General features: G+C 72.0%; 16 protein-coding genes. 9 read left to right on the top strand and 7 right to left on the bottom strand.

All coding sequences use genetic code 11. From position 1 onward, the window contains the following. The first annotated feature begins 8 nt into the window (after positions 1-8). Positions 9-881, top strand: a complete 873-nt coding sequence (locus H283_RS0114595; protein WP_020144268.1) for a PhzF family phenazine biosynthesis protein — start codon at positions 9-11, stop codon at positions 879-881. Between the two features lies 1 nt (position 882). After that, entirely contained in the window at positions 883-1422 is a 540-nt protein-coding gene (locus tag H283_RS0114590; RefSeq protein ID WP_020144267.1) for a DUF1697 domain-containing protein, read from the top strand. Positions 1423-1559: 137 nt separating this feature from the next. On the opposite strand, the gene H283_RS0114585 is transcribed toward H283_RS0114590, so the two are convergent. Next, positions 1560-2321: an RNA methyltransferase gene (locus H283_RS0114585; RefSeq protein WP_020144266.1), complete on the bottom strand. Its 762-nt coding sequence runs from the start codon at positions 2319-2321 to the stop codon at positions 1560-1562. Positions 2322-2511: 190 nt separating this feature from the next. Here H283_RS0114585 and H283_RS0114580 point away from each other — a divergent pair, with 190 nt between their 5' ends. The 3 genes from H283_RS0114580 (at position 2512) to H283_RS26745 (ending at position 5626) form a co-directional block, all read left to right on the top strand. After that, positions 2512-3675, top strand: coding sequence for an LLM class flavin-dependent oxidoreductase (locus H283_RS0114580; protein ID WP_020144265.1), 1164 nt, complete (start codon positions 2512-2514; stop codon positions 3673-3675). Further along, a complete protein-coding gene (locus H283_RS0114575; protein ID WP_020144264.1) occupies positions 3672-4283 on the top strand; it encodes a CE1759 family FMN reductase in 612 nt (203 codons plus the stop codon). Before H283_RS0114580 ends, H283_RS0114575 begins: the two co-directional genes overlap by 4 nt. 101 nt (positions 4284-4384) lie before the next feature. Continuing rightward, on the top strand, positions 4385-5626 hold the full coding sequence (locus H283_RS26745; protein WP_156023202.1) for a WXG100 family type VII secretion target: 1242 nt from the start codon (positions 4385-4387) through the stop codon (positions 5624-5626). A 31-nt stretch (positions 5627-5657) separates the two neighbouring features. On the opposite strand, the gene lhgO is transcribed toward H283_RS26745, so the two are convergent. Both lhgO and H283_RS0114560 read right to left on the bottom strand, forming a co-directional pair. Further along, the gene (gene lhgO / locus H283_RS0114565; protein ID WP_043649665.1) at positions 5658-6857 is read right to left on the bottom strand and encodes an L-2-hydroxyglutarate oxidase; all 1200 of its coding nucleotides are present in this window, start codon (positions 6855-6857) and stop codon (positions 5658-5660) included. 7 nt (positions 6858-6864) lie between these two features. Then, the gene (locus tag H283_RS0114560) at positions 6865-7272 is read right to left on the bottom strand and encodes a GNAT family N-acetyltransferase (protein WP_020144261.1); all 408 of its coding nucleotides are present in this window, start codon (positions 7270-7272) and stop codon (positions 6865-6867) included. A gap of 25 nt (positions 7273-7297) precedes the next feature. On the opposite strand from H283_RS0114560, the gene H283_RS0114555 reads away from it, so the two are divergent. The 3 genes from H283_RS0114555 (at position 7298) to H283_RS0114545 (ending at position 11190) form a co-directional block, all read left to right on the top strand. Continuing rightward, a complete protein-coding gene (locus H283_RS0114555) occupies positions 7298-7918 on the top strand; it encodes an L-threonylcarbamoyladenylate synthase (protein ID WP_020144260.1) in 621 nt (206 codons plus the stop codon). Positions 7919-7981: 63 nt separating this feature from the next. Further along, positions 7982-9943 (top strand): amylosucrase, encoded by a 1962-nt coding sequence (locus tag H283_RS0114550; RefSeq protein ID WP_051103644.1) that lies wholly within the window; start codon positions 7982-7984, stop codon positions 9941-9943. Between the two features lie 59 nt (positions 9944-10002). Further along, positions 10003-11190, top strand: coding sequence for a Fic family protein (locus tag H283_RS0114545; protein WP_020144258.1), 1188 nt, complete (start codon positions 10003-10005; stop codon positions 11188-11190). Between the two features lie 77 nt (positions 11191-11267). On the opposite strand, the gene H283_RS0114540 is transcribed toward H283_RS0114545, so the two are convergent. The 3 genes from H283_RS0114540 to H283_RS0114530 are packed head-to-tail and all read right to left on the bottom strand — an operon-like array spanning position 11268 to position 14144. Beyond that, positions 11268-12407 (bottom strand): DUF2332 domain-containing protein, encoded by a 1140-nt coding sequence (locus tag H283_RS0114540; protein ID WP_156023201.1) that lies wholly within the window; start codon positions 12405-12407, stop codon positions 11268-11270. Between the two features lie 4 nt (positions 12408-12411). Further along, positions 12412-12945, bottom strand: a complete 534-nt coding sequence (locus H283_RS0114535; RefSeq protein WP_020144256.1) for a DUF664 domain-containing protein — start codon at positions 12943-12945, stop codon at positions 12412-12414. Continuing rightward, positions 12942-14144 (bottom strand): methyltransferase domain-containing protein, encoded by a 1203-nt coding sequence (locus H283_RS0114530; protein ID WP_043649662.1) that lies wholly within the window; start codon positions 14142-14144, stop codon positions 12942-12944. Before H283_RS0114530 ends, H283_RS0114535 begins: the two co-directional genes overlap by 4 nt. A 281-nt stretch (positions 14145-14425) precedes the next feature. On the opposite strand from H283_RS0114530, the gene helR reads away from it, so the two are divergent. Further along, positions 14426-16606 (top strand): RNA polymerase recycling motor ATPase HelR, encoded by a 2181-nt coding sequence (gene helR, locus H283_RS0114525; RefSeq protein ID WP_020144254.1) that lies wholly within the window; start codon positions 14426-14428, stop codon positions 16604-16606. Here the strand turns inward: helR and H283_RS25260 are convergent. After that, a complete protein-coding gene (locus H283_RS25260; protein ID WP_020144253.1) occupies positions 16593-17165 on the bottom strand; it encodes a MarR family winged helix-turn-helix transcriptional regulator in 573 nt (190 codons plus the stop codon). The genes helR and H283_RS25260 overlap by 14 nt on opposite strands. Positions 17166-17226 lie beyond the last annotated feature (61 nt).

Genomic DNA, 17226 nt, shown 5'->3' with positions numbered 1-17226 from the left:
TCGGGTGCATGGACCTGCCCTTCCACCTGCTCAACGTCTTCTCCATCGAGGGAGAGCCCTTCTCGGGCAACCCGCTGTGCGTCTTCCCCGAGGCGGGTGGACTCTCCGACGACGAGATGCTCGCGTGGGCGCGACAGTTCAACCTCAGTGAGTCGACCTTCGTGACGTCGCTCGGCGAGGGCGCCACGACGGGTGACGCAGCCGTGCGCATCTTCACCCCGGGCCACGAGATGCCTTTCGCCGGGCACCCGACCCTCGGCACCGCGGAGGTCGTCGCGACGCTCGGTGGAGGCCTCGACCGCGTGCACCTCAGCATGCCGGCCGGACGCATCCCCGTCGGGCGGGTCGACGGTGGCTGGCGTCTCGCGGCTCGGCCGGCGACGGTGCGCGAGGTGACGTCGAGCGGCGCCGAGCTGGCCGAGGCCCTCGGCATCGACCGCATGCTCGTCGTGCGCTCCGACGCGTCCTGGGTCGACGCCGGCGTCGAGCAGCTGCTCGTGCGCCTCGACTCCGTCGACGCCGTGCGGGCCTGCGACCCCGACGCGCACCTCATGGCCGCGCACATGACGTCCCCGCCACGGGCACCGCACGTGTACGTGTGGGCCTGGACCGGGCCCAAGAGCATCGAGGCCAGGCTCTTCTACACCCAGGGCCAGGCGGTCCTCGAGGACCCGGCGACCGGGTCGGCGTGCGCCAACCTCGGCGGCTGGCTCGTCTCCCAGGGCGCCCGCGACGTCTCGGTGGTCGTCAGCCAGGGCACGGCCGTGGGACGCCCCTCGCGCCTGCTGCTCGACATCGACGCCGACGGAGCGGTCCACGTGGGAGGGCGCGTCGAGACCGTCGGCCGCGGCACCTGCTCGCTCGGCGTGGTCGGGGCCTGACGTGCCGGTCTGGATCGGGTTCCTCCGCGCCGTCAACGTCGGCAAGCGGCAGGTGCGCATGGCGTCGCTGCGCACGCTGCTCGAGGCGGAGGGCTACGAGGACGTCGAGACGCACATCCAGAGCGGCAACCTCAAGGTCCGCTCGTCCACGCGCAGCGCGGCCAAGGTCGAGGCCGACCTGCGCCGGGCCATCAGCGCCGAGTTCGGTTTCGACGTGCCGGTCGTCGTGCGCACGCCGGCGCAGCTGCGGACGCTGGCCGACGAGGCCGACGCCCTCGAGTCACCCATCGCCGCGGACGCGAAGCGCTACGTGACGTTCATGACCGGCGACCTGGACCCCGAGGGCGTCGCCGCGCTGCACGAGTGGGACGTCGCCACCGAGGGCGCCCGCGTCGTCGGCAACGACATCGTGCTCTTCCTCTCCGACGGCGTGCAGGCGGCCAAGCTGTCCAACGCCCGCATCGAGAAGCTGACGGGCGCGGTGGGCACGGCGCGCAACATCACCGTCGTCCGGGCCCTCGCCGAGAAGTGGGGCGACTGACGCACGCCGATGACGAGCGGGCAGACGCCGGGCCGACGCGCCGACGGACCGCCACCGACCACGGCGGACGGTGCGGTCGGGCGCGAACCGTGCCGGACGGCACACCTCGTGGCAGTCCGTCGGGTCCGTGCGGCGGCTCAGAGCCGCGCGCGGCGGACGAGCTCGAAGCAGACGACCGCGGCGGCGGCCGAGACGTTGAGCGACTCGACACCCGCGGCCATCGGGATCGACACCCACGTGTCGACGAGGTCGGCCACCTCGGGAGTCAGTCCCGCCGTCTCGCTGCCGAGCACGAAGGCGACGGGCTCGGGCAGGTGGGCTGCGAAGAGGTCGTCGTCGCCGTCGGCATCGAGCCCGACGACGTGGAAACCGGCCCGCTTGAGGTCGTCCACCGCGTCGGCGGCGGTGAACGCCTTGAGGATGGGCGCCCGGAACGCGACGCCGGCCGAGGCCTTGACGACGAGCGGGTCGAGCGAGGCGACCCCCTTGCGCGGGACGACGATGCCGTCGACGCCGGCCGCCGTGGCCGAGCGCAGGATCATGCCGACGTTGGCCGGTGTCGTCACACCGTCGAGCACGAGCACGGCGCGCAGCGAGCCGGCGTCCTCGGCGAGCGCCGCCTCGAGGGGGCGCATCCGCGGCGCGACGACGTCGGCGAAGACACCCTGGTCCTGCCGTCCGTTGCCCGCGAGCTTCTTGACCCGCTCGGCGCTCGCGTACTGCACGTCGACACCTCGGCGGCGAGCCGCCTGCTGGATCTCGCGCAGGCCGCTGCCCCGGGCACCGTCGGCGATGACGACCTTGTCGACGTGGAGGTCACCGTCGAGGAGCACCTCGTGGACCGGGTTGCGTCCGTAGACCGTGATGAAGCGGTCCTTGGGGGAGATCTCAGCGCTCACCGCGACAGGATCCCACGTGCCCCCGCAACACACCGAGAAGGTCACAACTCGCCGCGGTCGGACCCCGGTGGTTTGCGACCTCCACGGTGAGTTGGCCGGTCCCGGGCGGGGGGTGGGCGTGGTCGGGAATGGGGGAGCCCCCACCGACGTTCGGTATGATTGAATCGTCAATCAAAAGGAGCTGGGACACATGCAGTTCGGGATCTTCACCGTCGGCGACGTGACCACCGACCCCACGACGGGCCGTACGCCGACCGAGCACGAGCGGATCGAGGCCACCGTCGCCATCGCCAAGAAGGCGGAGGAGGTCGGCCTCGACGTCTTCGCGACCGGACAGCACCACAACCCGCCGTTCATCCCGTCGGCCCCGACGACGACGCTCGCCTACATCGCCGCTCAGACGGAGCGGATCATCCTGTCGACGTCGACGACCCTCATCACGACGACCGACCCCGTGCGGATCGCGGAGGACTACGCCACGCTGCAGCACCTGAGCAACGGGCGCATGGACCTCATGATGGGCCGCGGCAACACCGGCCCGGTCTACCCGTGGTTCGGCAAGGACATCCGAGACGGCATCCCGCTCGCGATCGAGAACTACGCGCTGCTCCACCGGCTGTGGCGCGAGGACGTCGTCGACTGGCAGGGCAAGTACCGCACCCCGCTCCAGGGCTTCACGTCGACGCCGCGCCCGCTCGACGGCATACCGCCCTTCGTCTGGCACGGCTCGATCCGCAGCCCCGAGATCGCCGAGCAGGCGGCCTACTACGGCGACGGCTTCTTCTCCAACCACATCTTCTGGCCGGCCAGCCACACGAAGCAGATGGTCCAGCTCTACCGCCGCCGCTTCGAGCACTACGGCCACGGCAGCGCCGACCAGGCGATCGTCGGGCTCGGCGGGCAGGTCTTCATGCGCAAGAACAGCCAGGACGCGGTGCGAGAGTTCCGTCCGTACTTCGACAACGCACCCGTCTACGGCCACGGCCCCTCGCTCGAGGAGTTCACGAGCCAGACCCCGCTCACCGTCGGCAGCCCCCAGGAGGTCATCGAGAGGACGCTCGGCTTCCGCGAGTACGCCGGCGACTACCAGCGTCAGCTGTGGCTGCTCGACCACGCGGGCCTGCCCCTCAAGACCGTCCTCGAGCAGCTCGACATCCTCGGCGAGGAGGTCGTCCCCGTCCTCCGCAAGGAGTTCGCCGCCCTCAAGCCCGCCCACGTCCCCGACGCTCCGACCCACGCGAGCCGGCTCGCCGTCGCGGGCGGCGCCCACGACGCCACGGTCCACGCCGTCGACGACGTGACCGGTGCCTCGCCCGAGCCCACCACCGCAGCCACCCTGGAGGTGACGAAGTGACCCCCTTCCACATCGCGGTCATCACCGCCGGCATCACGCAGCCGTCGTCGACGCGCCTGCTCGCCGACCGCCTCACCGAGGCCACGGTCCGGGCGCTGGCGCCCCACGAGGTCGTCGTCGAGGTCGTCGACGTCCGCGACGTCGCCCACGACCTGACGAACAACGTCCTCACCGGCTTCGCGTCGCCCGACCTGCAGGTGCGTCTCGACGCGATCACCGAGGCGGACGCCGTCATCGTCGCCACCCCGGTGTATGCCGCGTCGTACAGCGGGCTGTTCAAGATGCTCGTCGACGTGCTGCCCAAGGACGCCCTGCGCGACACCCCGGTCCTGCTCGGCGCGACCGGCGGCACGGCCCGTCACTCGCTCGCGATCGACCACGCGCTCCGCCCGCTCTTCGCCCACCTGGGCGCGCTCGTCGCGCCGGTGGCCGTCTTCGCCGCCAGCGAGGACTGGGGCAGCGTCGACGCAGGTCGACTGGGGGAGCGCATCGATCGCGCGGGCGCGGCCTTCGCGGGCCTCGTCAACGGTTCGCCGCGACGTGACCGGGTCGACCCGTTCGAGCAGGTCACACCCTTCGAGTCGATGCTCACCGACCTCCGGGCCTGACCAGCCAGGACCCGGTCGGACCCGGTCGGACCCGGTCGGACCTCGGGTCCGACCGGGTCCTGTCGCACGTCCGGGTCGCGACACGCGGGGGAGTGCTCCCCATGGACCGTCGGCAGGGGCCCACCTACCGTGGGCCACACCGTCGACAGGAGGCCCACGTGCTCTACCGCAAGGGTGCAGACCCCGAAGCCCTCGAGCGCGCCGCACGCGAGCTGACCGCGTGCGCCGGCGAGGTGGACGGCATCCGGGCGGCGGGAACCCGCGCGCTCGCGGCCATCGGCCGCTCGTGGGGTGGCGACGACGCCCAGTCGGCACAGGAGAGCTGGCGGTCGACCTCGGCCGCCCTCGTGGCCCTCGGATCGACCCTGGAGACGATGTCGCGCCGCCTCACCGACAACGCCCGGGCCCAGCGCAGCACGAGCAGCGACGGTGTGTCGCTGGTGGCCCTCCCGGGACTACCAGGGCTCTTCCCGGGGCTCGGTGGGTCGGGAGCACTGGGCGGCGAGGCCGTCCCCGAGCCGATGCCGCTCGGCGAGCAGGTGCGCGGGACGTCCCCGCAGGACATCGACCTCGAGCTCGCCCACGTGGCCGACAACGTCTACCACCCCAGCGAGGTCGACGGCTGGACCCCGCTCGACGGCGAAGCCCTGGCGGACCTCGGCATCGACCCCGCCGGCCTGCACCGAGGGGACGGCTTCGACGCGGCGGTCTACCGCAACGACGCCGGTCAGTACGTCCTCGCCTTCGCGGGGACGTCCTCGCTCACGGACTGGGGTACGAACCTCCAGCAGGGCGTCGGCGCGCTGAGCGGGCAGCACCTGCAGGCGATCGCCCTCGCCCAGAGCCTCTCGGGTGCCGTGGGCCACGAGAACATGGTGATCACCGGACACTCGCTCGGTGGTGGGCTCGCGAGCACCGCCTCGGTCGCGACCGACATCCCGGCCGTGACCTTCAACGCCGCGGGCGTTCACCCCAACACCGTCCTGGCGGCGGGCGCGCTCGGACAGGGCGACGCAGGCTACTCCCCGGGACAGATCCGCAACTACCACGTGCGCGGAGAGATGCTCACGACGCTCCAGAACCCCCTCGGCTCCTTCGTCGACCACGTGCCCTTCGTCGGCGACGACCCGCTGCCCAACGCCTTGGGCACGCAGATCGCGGTCGACCCCACCCACGGCCCCGAGATCAGGGTCTCGAGGTGGGCCGGGCTCGCCGGCACGTTCGCGCCGGCTGTCGTCGGCATCGATGCGGGCCTCGACGTCATCGGCTGGTCCAAGGACGCCCACGGAGGCGACTCCGTCGTCGACGCCATGGAGGCGAGCACCTACTTCGGCAAGCAGTGACCGACGACCGCCGAGCGGGGACGGCGGCCCTTCATCCGAGGTCGAGCCGGTCGACGACGAGGTCCGCGATGGCGAGCGATGCGGTCGCTGCCGGCGACGGCGCGTTGCGGATGCACAGGACGGGGCCGACGCGACTGAACCGGAAGTCCTCGACGAGCGCACCGTCCCGGTCCATCGCCTGCGCCCGGACCCCGGCAGCGGCCGGCAGCACATCTGCGTGCCTGATCTCGGGGACGTAGGACCGCACCCGCTCGACGAAGGCGTGGCGGCTCAACGACCCCAGGACCTCGTGCACGCCCGTCCGCAGGTTGGCACGGGCGAACCGCAGGAACCCGCGGGAGGAGACGAGCTCTCGGACGACGCCCAGGTCGACGTCCCGTCGTCGGTAGCCCTCGCGGGCGGTGGCGAGGACGGCGTTCGGACCGAGCAGCACGCCGCCGTCGACGCGCCTCGTCAGATGGACCCCGAGGAACGGGTAGCGGGGGTCGGGTACCGGGTAGAGAAGCCCCCGCACGAGGTGCTCGGCCGACGGCGCGAGCCGGTGGTACTCGCCGCGGAACGGCACGATCGCCGGGTCGGGACCGTCTCCGGCCAGTCTGGCGAGCCGGTCGGCGTGCAGCCCGCCCGCGAGGACCACGCGGTCGGCGAAAAGGCGCCGCCCGTCTGCAGCACGCACCTCGACGCGACTGCCGCGGTGGTCGAGTCCCGAGACCTCGAAGCCCGTGACGACCTCGGTCCCGGCGGACGCCGCGTCCGCGAGCAGGGCCGCGGCGACAACGGCGAAGTCGGTGATGGCCGTCGTGGGGGAGTGCAGGGCGGCGCGGCCCACGGCGTGCGGCTCCACCTCGCGCAGCCCCTCAGGCCCGAGCCAGCGCAGCCCCGGCACGCCGTTGGCCCGGGCACGGACCTCGAGGGCGCGTAGTCGCTCCTCCTGCGCCTCGTCGAGCGCGACGACGAGCTTGCCCACCTCGTCGTAGGGCAGCGCCCGCTCGGTGCAGTACCGGCGCAGGCGCCGGACGCCCTCGCGCGAGAGCGTGGCCCTGGCCGAGCCGGGTTCGTAGTAGAGGCCGGCATGGACGACACCGCTGTTGCGTCCCGTCTGGTGCCGGCCGGGCGAGGCCTCCTTCTCGACGACGGTCACCTCCGGGCGCGGCGTCGCGAGGCTCAACCTGCGGGCCACCGCCGAGCCGACGATGCCACCACCCACGACGACGACGTGCGGGCGCGTCACCGAGACGTCACCCCGCTGCGGCCGCCGCTCGCTCGGCCGCGGCGACGTCCTCCCGAGTCGGCGCGAGCACGTGGGCGGCATACGGCTCCGGGTGCCGGCGGAGGTAGACCTTGATGTACGGGCACAGCGCGACGATGGAGCGGCCCGAGGCGAGCGTGGCGTCGAGGGCGTATGCGGCGAGGCGCCCGGCGAGCCCGCGGCCTTCGTACGCGGGACTGACCTCCGTGTGGAAGAAGACGACGCGGGCGGGCCCGTCGGGTGTGGCACCCGGGACGACGGCGTAGCTCGCCACCCCGATGACGCGGTCCCCGTCGCGCAGCTCGAAGCGCCCGCGGTCGGGGTTGTCCGACACCTCGATCCCGTCGTGCGCGCCGTCGCCGGCCACGATCCGGCCCTCACCCGTCTGCTCGGTCATGGGCCCAGCATGGCAGGGTGGCCCCATGGCGAAGTACTTCGACGTGCACCCGGTGGACCCTCAGCCGCGGGCGATCGGGCAGGCGGTCGACATCCTGCGGTCCGGTGGGCTCATCGCCTACCCCACCGACTCGTGCTTCGCGCTCGGCTGCTCCCTCGACAACCCCGAGGGCAAGGAGCGCATCCTGCGGATCCGGCACCTCGACGAGAAGCACCACTTCACGCTCGTGTGCTCGGACTTCGCCCAGCTCGGCCAGTTCGTCCACCTCGACAACTCGGTGTTCCGTGCCATCAAGGCGGTGACCCCCGGGCCGTACACCTTCATCCTGCCCGCGACGAAGGAGGTGCCGCGGCGCCTGCTCCACGCGAAGAAGAAGACCGTGGGTGTGCGCATCCCGGAACACCCCGTCGTCCGCGAGCTGCTCCGGGAGATGGGTGAGCCGATCCTCTCCAGCACGCTGCTCATGCCCGACGACGACGAGCCGATGACCGAGGGCTGGGAGATCAAGGACCGCCTCGACCACGTCATCGACGCCGTCATCGACTCGGGGGAGTGCGGCCTGGAGCCGACGACGGTCGTCGACTACTCCGACGGCTTCCCCGTCGTGACCCGCGTCGGGGCAGGGGACCCCAGCCCGTTCGAGTGAGGTGTCGGCGCTGACGCCAGCGTGCCCCTGTCGCGCGGGCGCCGGGTGCTGTTCAATCGGGCCATGAGCGACGCTGCGCACGACGTCCGACCGACGACGGATTCGGTGACCTCGCTGCTCGCGGGCCTCGACGACCACGACCGCGAGACGATCGAGCTGAGGCTCGAGCGGTGGTCCGACGACCTCGTCGCCGCACTCATGGTCCTCTACCCCGAGCACGACGTCTCGGCGCTCGCCCTGCGCCTCGTCGAGAGCGCCGTCGCCGGCTACCGGCAGCGCTCGCCCGAGCTGCGACGCCTCGACCAGCGCCGGCTGCTCCGGCCGGACTGGCTCCAGCAGCCCGACATGTTCGGCTACGCCTGCTACACCGACCGGTTCGCCGGCAACCTCGACGGACTGCAGGAACGAGTGGGCTACCTCCGCGACCTCGGTGTCAGCTACCTGCACCTCATGCCGTTGCTCCGGCCCCGAGAGGGGGACAACGACGGCGGCTACGCTGTCCAGGACTACCGCACGGTCCGCTCGGACCTCGGGGACGTCGACGACCTGCGCCGACTCGCGAGCCACCTTCGGGGGCAGGGCATCTCGCTCGTGCTCGACCTCGTGCTCAACCACGTGGCGCGCGAGCACGAGTGGGCCCGACGCGCCCGGGCGGGGGAGTCGCACTACCGGGACTACTTCCACGTCTACCCCGACCGCGTCATGCCAGACGCCTACGAGCGCACGCTGCCCGAGGTGTTCCCGGACTTCGCGCCGGGCAACTTCACGTGGGACGAGGAGCTCGGTGGCTGGGCGTGGACGACCTTCAACGAATGGCAGTGGGACGTCAACTGGGCCAACCCCGACGTCCTCGTCGAGTACGCCGACATCGTCCTGTACCTGGCCAACCTCGGTGTCGAGGTGCTTCGGCTCGACGCCATCGCCTTCACGTGGAAGCGGCTCGGCACGAGCTGCCAGAACCAGCCGGAGGTCCACGCCGTCACGCGGGCACTGCGCACGGTGGCGCGCATCGCGTGCCCGGCGCTCGCGTTCAAGGCCGAGGCGATCGTCGGTCCGCGTGACCTCGTGCAGTACCTCGGGCAGGGCGAGCACGCCGGCCGGGTCAGCGATCTCGCGTACCACAACAGCCTCATGGTGCAGGTCTGGTCGATGCTCGCGACGGGCAGCAGCGGACTCACCAAGCAGGCGCTCTCGGCGCTCCCGACGACCCCGCCGAGCGGCACGTGGATCTGCTACGTCCGGTGCCACGACGACATCGGGTGGGCCATCGACGACGGGGACGCGGCCTCAGCAGGTCTCGACGGCTATGCGCACCGCCGGTTCCTGTCGAACTGGTACTCCGGCGACCACCCGGGGTCGTGGGCGCACGGTCTCGTCTTCCAGCACAACCCGGCGACCGGCGACAAGCGGATCAGCGGCACGGCAGCATCGCTGACGGGGCTGGCCGACGCGGAGGCACGCGCCGACGAGGACGGGATCGGTCAGGGACTGGCGCGCCTCTTCCTGGCCCACGCGGTCGTCGCCGGCTGGGGAGGCATCCCCGTCGTGTGGAGTGGCGACGAGCTCGGCCTGCCCAACGACCCGGACTGGGCGCGCGAGCCCGGTCACGAGGACGACAACCGGTGGGCGCACCGGGAGCGTCTGGACTGGGCCGTCGCGGCCCGGCGCGGCGACCTCGACACCGTCTCCGGGAAGGTCTTCCAGGGACTGCGCCACCTTGCGGGCGTGCGCGCGGGTCTGCCGCAGCTGCACGCCTCCGCGCAGACGAGGGTGATCCTCCAGACCGACGACGGGGTGCTGGCGGTCGTCCGCACGCACCCGAGCGGCTCGATGGTCTGCGTGTACAACGTCACGACGTCGTGGCAGACGGTCGAGGTCCGCCACTTCGCCGACGTCGGCATCGTGCATCCCTTCGACGCGCTCGGCGGCTATCCCGTCTTCGGTGGGGCGGACGGGCTGGCGTCGTTGAGTCCGTATGCCGCGTGGTGGATCGTCGAGGCCCCGGTGGACGTCGTGCACGCCTGACAGCGGAGCCCTCTTGGTAAAGGTTGTGCGTTAACCTTAACCAAGGAGGTGTCATCGACATGGAAACCACGTGGCCCGTGCTCGGCTCGACGACGGTCCCCTGGCAGCCCGTCGAGGGCCTGCTCGACCTCTCCCGACGCGCCCAGCGCTCCACGCCCGCCACCTTCGAGGCAGCCGTCGTGCCCCACATCGCCGGTGCCGAGCTCGTCCTACCCGGAGACCTCGCCGCCGACCTCGACGAGGCCACCCGGATGCTCGCCACCTTCGACGCGGGGGGAGCCGGGGAGATCGCCCCGTTCGCCTCGGTGCTGCTGAGGTCCGAGAGTGCCGCGAGCTCGCAGATCGAGAACCTCACCTCGTCCGCACGGGCCCTCGCCGAGGCCGAGATCGGCGAGGGCAACCGCGCCAACGCCGCCGTCATCCTCGGCAACGTGCGCACCATGCAGGCCGCGCTCGACCTCGCCGGGCGCCTCGACGAGGACGCCGTGCTCGCGATGCACCGGGCTCTCATGGCGCAGCAGTCGCTGCACCCGGCCGGCCGCTGGCGCGAGCAGCAGGTCTGGGTGGGTGGGTCCCCCCTCCACCCGGGGGAGGCGCAGTACGTACCGCCCGTGGCCTCCGACGTGCCGGCACTGATGGCCGACCTCGTGACCTTCATGGACCGCGACGACCTGCCGCCGCTCGCCCACGCCGCACTCGCGCACGCCCAGTTCGAGACCATCCACCCCTTCACCGACGGCAACGGCCGCACCGGTCGGGCACTGCTCCACTCGGTCCTGCTCCACACCGGCGCGATCCGTCGGGTCACCGTGCCCATCTCCGCCGGGCTGCTCGCCATCCGCGACGACTACTTCGCGGCACTGACGGCCTACCGCGGGGGAGAGGTGGAGCCCATCCTGAGGTGCGTGGCCGAAGCCGCGCGCAACGGCACCCACATCGGCGAGGGGCTCGTGGGGACGCTTCGACAGGTGCGCGCCGACTGGGCGGCGAGGGTCACGGCCAGAGCCGGTTCCGCGGCCTGGTCGATGCTCGACCTGCTGCTCCGCCAGCCCGTCGTCACGGCGCGGGTCGTCGTGCGCGAGCTCGGGGTCTCGGCCCCCACGGCACAAGCCGCCCTGCAGCGGCTCGTCGACGACGGCATCCTGCTCGAGTCGACCGGGCACCGACGCAACCGCGTCTACCGCGCACCGACGGTGCTCCGCGCGCTCGACGCGTACGCCGCAGGTCTGGGCCGTCGCATGCGGTGATGAATTCGCTTGCAGCACAATACACTTCGCCCATAATCGACATTATGCAATGCGTCGCCTGCGGGGCGTTTGCTGGGTCACGGCGCTGACGGCGGTAGTGACACATCGATCCACGCCCCGTGCGGGTGGCAGGTCCCGAGGACCGCTGCAGGCAGCGCGTGTCCGTGGCGCCAGCGCTGCAGGCCGAGCACGGTGCCTCCCTCCACCGGGACCTCGGGCCCGTCGAGTCCCGGAACGCAGCCGGGCGGCTCGGCCGTGAGCCACGACAGGTGCGAGACGGTTCCGGCCAGCCCGTCGAGGACCGCGGCCAGGTCACGACGACGCGGTGCGGGGAGGTAGGTCATCGCCCACGAGCTGAGGACCACGACGTGCGCGCCGTCGCCGGCATCAGCGCGGGCGAGGTCCACCGCCTCGGTCAGACGGTCGACCATGTCGCCCCGAAGCACCGTGGGAGGGTCGCCGCGAAGCAGGTCGACAGCGGCACGGAAGCGCTCCACGCGGCCCGGCACCTCCGGCCACAGGCAGGACTCGAGCCAGCGCACCTCGTCGACGGCTGCGAGGTCGACGGGGTCGAGGTCCACTCCGACGCGGCCACGCACGGCCGGCAGGGCAGCACCCGAGGCCATGAGCAGCGTCCCGACGCCGGTCCGGTCCTCGCCCGAGCACCGGACCGGAGAGGCGCCGTCGCCCAGGAGCACTGGTCCGGTGGGCGACGACAGCTCGACGGCGTAGTGGTCGACGCCGAGCAGCAGACCTGCGCTCGCACCGAGCTCGACGACGGCGAGGGGGGCCGCGCCGGAGTCGGCCGCCGCAGCAGCGAGTCCCACGGCGACGTAGACGGCCCGGTTCACCTCGTTGGTCTGGGTCCCGTGCGTCGCGATGAGCCGGGTCAGCTCGTCGGCGTGGTCGAGGACCGTGCGCCGCACGTCAGGCCAGGGGTCGCCCGGCGGTACGGTCGCCGCCCCGATGACACTCGGGTACCACCGTGCCGCAGGCAGATCCGGGCGGGACAGGACCAGGTGGTGCAGGGCGGCGAGCCAGAGCACCGGCCGAGCCTGACCGGGCCTGGCCGCGAGCAGCAGCGACGCGGTCTCGTCGTCGCCGGCGACGCGTCGGCAGACGGTCGAGTAGAGCGGGAGAGCGGCATACTCCGTCGCGAACTCGCTGAAGCGCCGCTGGATCCTCGCAAGCCGGACGGGGTCCGGTGACGATTGCACCGGGTCAGGCACCGGTGGCACCGTCGACGTGCTCGCGCACGAGGTCGGCGTGGCCGTTGTGTCGGGCGTACTCACCGATGAGGTGGAGGTAGACGAAGCGCAGCGAGAAGGGGTCGCCGCCGGACTCGACGACGTCGTCCAGGCTGCGTCCCGCGACGGCCCGGTCGGCCAGCACCCACTCGTCGAGCAGCGCCTCGTAGTCGGCCCGGGCGGCCGCGGGGTCGAGGTCCTCGAAGTCGAGATCCCGTCCGCTCCCGAAGCCGTGCAGGGACTCGACCTCCTCGCGAGCCACCCGCTGGCGCAACCAGATCCGCTCCACCTTGCGCAGGTGACGCAGCAGGCCGAGCAGACTGAGGGCCGAGGGAGCGACCGAGCGCTCGGCCAGCTGCTCGCCCGTCAGTCCGGAGCACTTGGAGAGCAGCGTCGAGCGGTGCCAGGCGAGCATCTCGGGCAACATCTGCGCCTCGGGCGCCACGAGAGAGCCTCCCGGGCGCTCGACGTCGGGCGCCGTCCAGGGAGTGTCGGGTGCGTGAGTCATGTCGGCACTGCTCCTTTCGCGGAATCGCTGTACTGCGAGGGTGATTCACGTTCCAGCAGGACGATGACCTCATGGTGCGACGTCTGGGGGAACATGTCGAAGAGACGTGCCTCGCGAGCCCGGTAGGACGGCAGGCGGCCCAGGTCACGGGCCAGGCTGTCGACGTTGCAGCTCGAGTAGGTGACGTGCGCGGCGCCGCAGCCCTCGAGCCAGCGGGCCAGGTCAGGGCCGATCCCGCGACGCGGCGGGTTGACGACGACCATCGTCCGGCCGGATCCCGGCAGGTCCCGATCGAGCGCGCGGACGTCCGTGGCGTCGCCCGCACGGAACTCGAGCCGGCCGAGCTCAGGGTGTTCGGTGCGCAACCGGGAGGCACTGGTCTCGGCACTGCGCACGGCCGCGGCCGAGACCTCGACACCGATGACGTGGGAAGCGCCGGCCCGTGCGCAGTGCAGCGCGAATCCGCCCACGCCGCAGTAGAGGTCGAGGACCGTGGTGGGGCCCACAGTGCGCGTCCAGGCCTGCGCCTGGTGGTAGAGGCCGGCGGCGACGGTGGTGTTGGTCTGGAAGAAGCTGTTGGGACGCAGGTGGAGGACGACGTCGCCGACAGGCATCGCGAGGTCATCGTTCTCGGTCAGGACGATCTCGGTGTCACCTTCGAGAACGGCCTTGTGCTCCGGCTGGAGGTTCACCGTGACGACCGACACCTCAGGCAGCCGGGCCAGGAGCGACGACAGGCGAGACTCGAGCAGGGCCAGATGGCGCCGGGATCGCAGGACGAGCCGGAGCATGACGTCTCCGGTGGGGGAGAGGGTGAGGATGAGGTGCTTGAGCTCGCCACGGCGGGCGGCCACGTCGTACGGCTCCAGACCGATCTCGTCGACGACGGACGCGAGCCGAGGGATGAGGCGCTGCAGCGGCAGCTCGTACAGTCCGCAGTCACGCAGGTCCACGCCGTTGGCGTCGGCGTCGAGGATGCCGACGGTCACGGCGCCGGTGACACCACCGACGACGAGCTTGGCCTTGTTGCGGAAGGCCGACTCAGCGCTGGGGAAGGGGTCGAGCCAGGTGAGGTCCGGGGCGACGTCGGCCAGGGCGTGCCGGCAGCGCTCGTCCTTGTCGGCGAGCTGGACGGCATACGGCACGCCCATGAGGGCACAGGAGCGGCAGCGGCCGGCGTCGAAGTAGTCGCACTGCATCACGGGCAAGGCTACGGCGCGGTGTCACCGTCCAGGACCACGGGTGGAGTCCGCCTTCGGGGAGGGGCTCGTTCACCCAAAGTGACATAATGTCGATTATCGGCGTTATGGGGTAAGCGACGAGAGCAGCTCACCCCGCGCCGACACATCAAAAAGGAAGGAAACGCCGGGCGCTTCCTTCCACTCCCAACGTATAGCGCACCCCCGGTCTTGCGGCAAGACCCTCGTCGTCACCGAGAATCACTGGCCGACACCAGAAACCTCGGGACGGAGCCCACTGCGTGAACCCGCTGACGACCAGCGCCTTCGACCTTCGCGGCCACCTGACGCCCAAGGCCGACCCGGCCCTCATCGCCCACGACGACATCCACTTCGCCGCTGTCGCCGAGACCCTCGACGCGACGATCGCCGAGCTGTCCGACCGTCTCGACGCCGCCCGTCGTTCACCGGCACGCACCGGGCAGGCCGCGCTCGACCGTGACCAGGAGGTCCACCGCCTCACCGGCCGTCTGCGGACGCTGCGCCGCTACGGCATCGACCTCTGCCTCGGCCACATCGTCCCTGAGAACGATTCTCAGCCGGTGTACATCGGTCGCCTCGGGCTCACCGACGGCTCCGGACGTCGGCTGCTCCTGGACTGGCGCTCCCCTGCGGCCGAACCGTTCTTCGGCGCCACCCACGGCAACCCCATGGGTCTGGCGAGCCGCCGCCGCTACCGCTGGACCCGGGGACGCGTCACGGACTACTGGGACGAGGTGTTCACCACGGACGGTCTCGACGGGCGCGTGGCCCTCGACGACGAGTCCGCCTTCATCGCGTCACTCGGCGCCAGCCGCTCGCCGCGCATGCGGGACGTCCTGAGCACCATCCAGGCCGACCAGGACGCCATCATCCGCGCGGGCTCCCGCGGTGCGCACGTCGTCGACGGTGGCCCGGGCACGGGCAAGACGGTCGTCGCGCTCCACCGGACGGCATACCTGCTCTACTCCGACCCGCGCCTCGGCCACCGACGGGGCGGCGTGCTCTTCGTCGGCCCGCACGAGCCCTACCTCGCCTACGTCTCCGACGTGCTGCCCAGTCTCGGCGAGGAGGGTGTGCAGACGTGCACGCTGCGCGACCTCGTCCCCGAGGGTGACGCGGCGGCCCCGGAGACCGACCCGGAGGTGGCCCGCCTCAAGGCGTCCATGGACCTCGTCCGCGCCATCGAGCCGGCTGTGGCGCTCTACGAGGAGCCGCCTACCCGCGGCATGGAGGTCGTGACGCCGTGGGCGGACGTGTGGCTCTCCCCCGCCGACTGGGCCGAGGCCTGCACCGACGGCCTCGGCACCCCGCACAACGAGGCCCGCGACGACGTGTGGGAGGCGCTGCTGACGATCCTCGTCGAGCGGCACGACCTCGAGGACCGGATCGACGACGACGGCGCCGACGTCGAGCTCGAAGCCACGCCCGCCATGGTGCGGCGATCGCTCGAGCAGAACCGGGAGCTGCGCACCGCGTTCGACCGGACCTGGCCGCTCCTCGACGCCGCGGACCTCGTCGGCGACCTCTGGACCGTCCCTGCCTACCTGCGTCGGTGCGCCCCGGCCCTGACGGTCGATCAGGTGCGCCGGCTCCAGCGCGCCGAGCCGACCGCGTGGACGGTGTCGGACCTCCCCCTGCTCGACGCGGCCCGGATGCGGCTCGGTGACCCGGAGCTCTCGCGACGGCGACGACAGCGTGAGGCGGCCCTCGCGGCGGAGCGCGCGGAACGGACCCGGGTCGTCGAGCACCTCATCGCCTCGGACGACTCCGACATGCACGTCATGTCGATGCTCCGCGGTGACGACCTCCGGAGCGCCCTCGACGAGGACTCGGGGCCGGGTGCCGACCCCGACCTGCTGGCCGGCCCGTTCGCCCACGTCGTCGTGGACGAGGCGCAGGAGCTGACCGATGCCGAGTGGCAGATGCTCCTGGCCCGCTGTCCGTCGCGGAGTCTCACCATCGTCGGCGACCGCGCCCAGGCGCGGCACGGGTTCACGGAGACGTGGCAGGAGCGCCTGGGCCGCGTGGGCCTCGACCGGGTCACGCTGTCGTCACTGACCATCAACTACCGCACCCCGCACGAGGTCATGCTCGAGGCCGAGCCCGTCATCCGCGCCGCTCTCCCGGACGCGAACGTGCCCACCTCGATCCGGGAGAGCCGCGTGCCCGTTCAGCACGGCTCCGCCGCCGACCTCGAGACGATCCTCGAGACGTGGCTCGACGCGCACCCCGACGGAACGGCCTGCGTCATCGGCGCCCCCGGCTTCGAGGAGCGGCCGCGGGTGCGGTCGCTCAGCCCGGCGCTGTCCAAGGGGCTCGAGTTCGACCTCGTCGTGCTCGTCGGTCAGGAGGCCTTCGGCGACGGCATCGAGGGTGTGGTCGACCGCTATGTCGCCATGACACGCGCGACCCAGCAGCTCGTCGTCCTCACCCAGGGGTGACGTCGCGCAGGACGGCCGGGACGGCCGGGGCCGCCGCGTCCGCCGGGACGGTCCGGCCGCCCGGCTCGAGCACGGTGAGCCACGCGCGCAGCAGCTCCTCCAACGCGGCGCGCTGCCGAGGGTCGAGGCCGGCCAGCAGGGACTCGTCGCCGGCCATGACGTCCGCGAAGAGCCCGTCGAGCCGGGCCAGGCCTTCCGGGGTGAGCTGCACGTGCACGGTGCGCCGGTCCGGCTCCTCCCGGACGCGCTCGACGAGGCCGAGAGCCTCCATGGCCTGCACGCGCTGCGTCGTCGCGCCGGCCGTGACTCGGCACCGCCGGGACAGCTCGCCGGCGGTGAGCCGGAACGGCGCGCCACTGCGTCTCAGCGTCGCCAGGACGTCGAGGTGGCTCTGCTCGAGGCCATGGGTCGCCAGCACGTGGGCCCGGTGGTCCGTGACGAGCGCGGCGAGCCGCACGATCGGGGTGATGATCCCGATCGACGACACGTCGACGTCTGGCCTCTCCCGGTGCCAGGCCTCGATGATCCGGCCGACCTGGTCCCGCGAGGTGCTTGCCATCCCAATACTTTAGGGCTAAACGAGCCGCTCCGCACCGATCGGCGGTGGGACGATTCCGTGA

This window comes from Terracoccus sp. 273MFTsu3.1, from assembly GCF_000383675.1.
Lineage (GTDB): Bacteria > Actinomycetota > Actinomycetes > Actinomycetales > Dermatophilaceae > Terrabacter.
The sequence above is the reverse complement of the archived record's forward strand: the minus strand, read 5'-3'. Positions and strand labels throughout refer to the sequence as shown.

What these genes read in the sequence shown, in the direction of transcription:
- H283_RS0114580 (WP_020144265.1), top strand. Translation starts at nt 2,512, where the DNA reads ATGCAGTTCGGGATCTTCACCGTCGGCGACGTGACCACCGACCCCACG.
- H283_RS0114535 (WP_020144256.1), bottom strand. Translation starts at nt 12,945, where the DNA reads ATGACTCACGCACCCGACACTCCCTGGACGGCGCCCGACGTCGAGCGC.
- H283_RS0114555 (WP_020144260.1), top strand. Translation starts at nt 7,298, where the DNA reads ATGGCGAAGTACTTCGACGTGCACCCGGTGGACCCTCAGCCGCGGGCG.
- H283_RS0114530 (WP_043649662.1), bottom strand. Translation starts at nt 14,144, where the DNA reads ATGCAGTGCGACTACTTCGACGCCGGCCGCTGCCGCTCCTGTGCCCTC.
- H283_RS26745 (WP_156023202.1), top strand. Translation starts at nt 4,385, where the DNA reads ATGGACCGTCGGCAGGGGCCCACCTACCGTGGGCCACACCGTCGACAG.
- H283_RS25260 (WP_020144253.1), bottom strand. Translation starts at nt 17,165, where the DNA reads ATGGCAAGCACCTCGCGGGACCAGGTCGGCCGGATCATCGAGGCCTGG.
- H283_RS0114595 (WP_020144268.1), top strand. Translation starts at nt 9, where the DNA reads ATGGACCTGCCCTTCCACCTGCTCAACGTCTTCTCCATCGAGGGAGAG.
- H283_RS0114560 (WP_020144261.1), bottom strand. Translation starts at nt 7,272, where the DNA reads ATGACCGAGCAGACGGGTGAGGGCCGGATCGTGGCCGGCGACGGCGCG.
- H283_RS0114550 (WP_051103644.1), top strand. Translation starts at nt 7,982, where the DNA reads ATGAGCGACGCTGCGCACGACGTCCGACCGACGACGGATTCGGTGACC.
- H283_RS0114545 (WP_020144258.1), top strand. Translation starts at nt 10,003, where the DNA reads ATGGAAACCACGTGGCCCGTGCTCGGCTCGACGACGGTCCCCTGGCAG.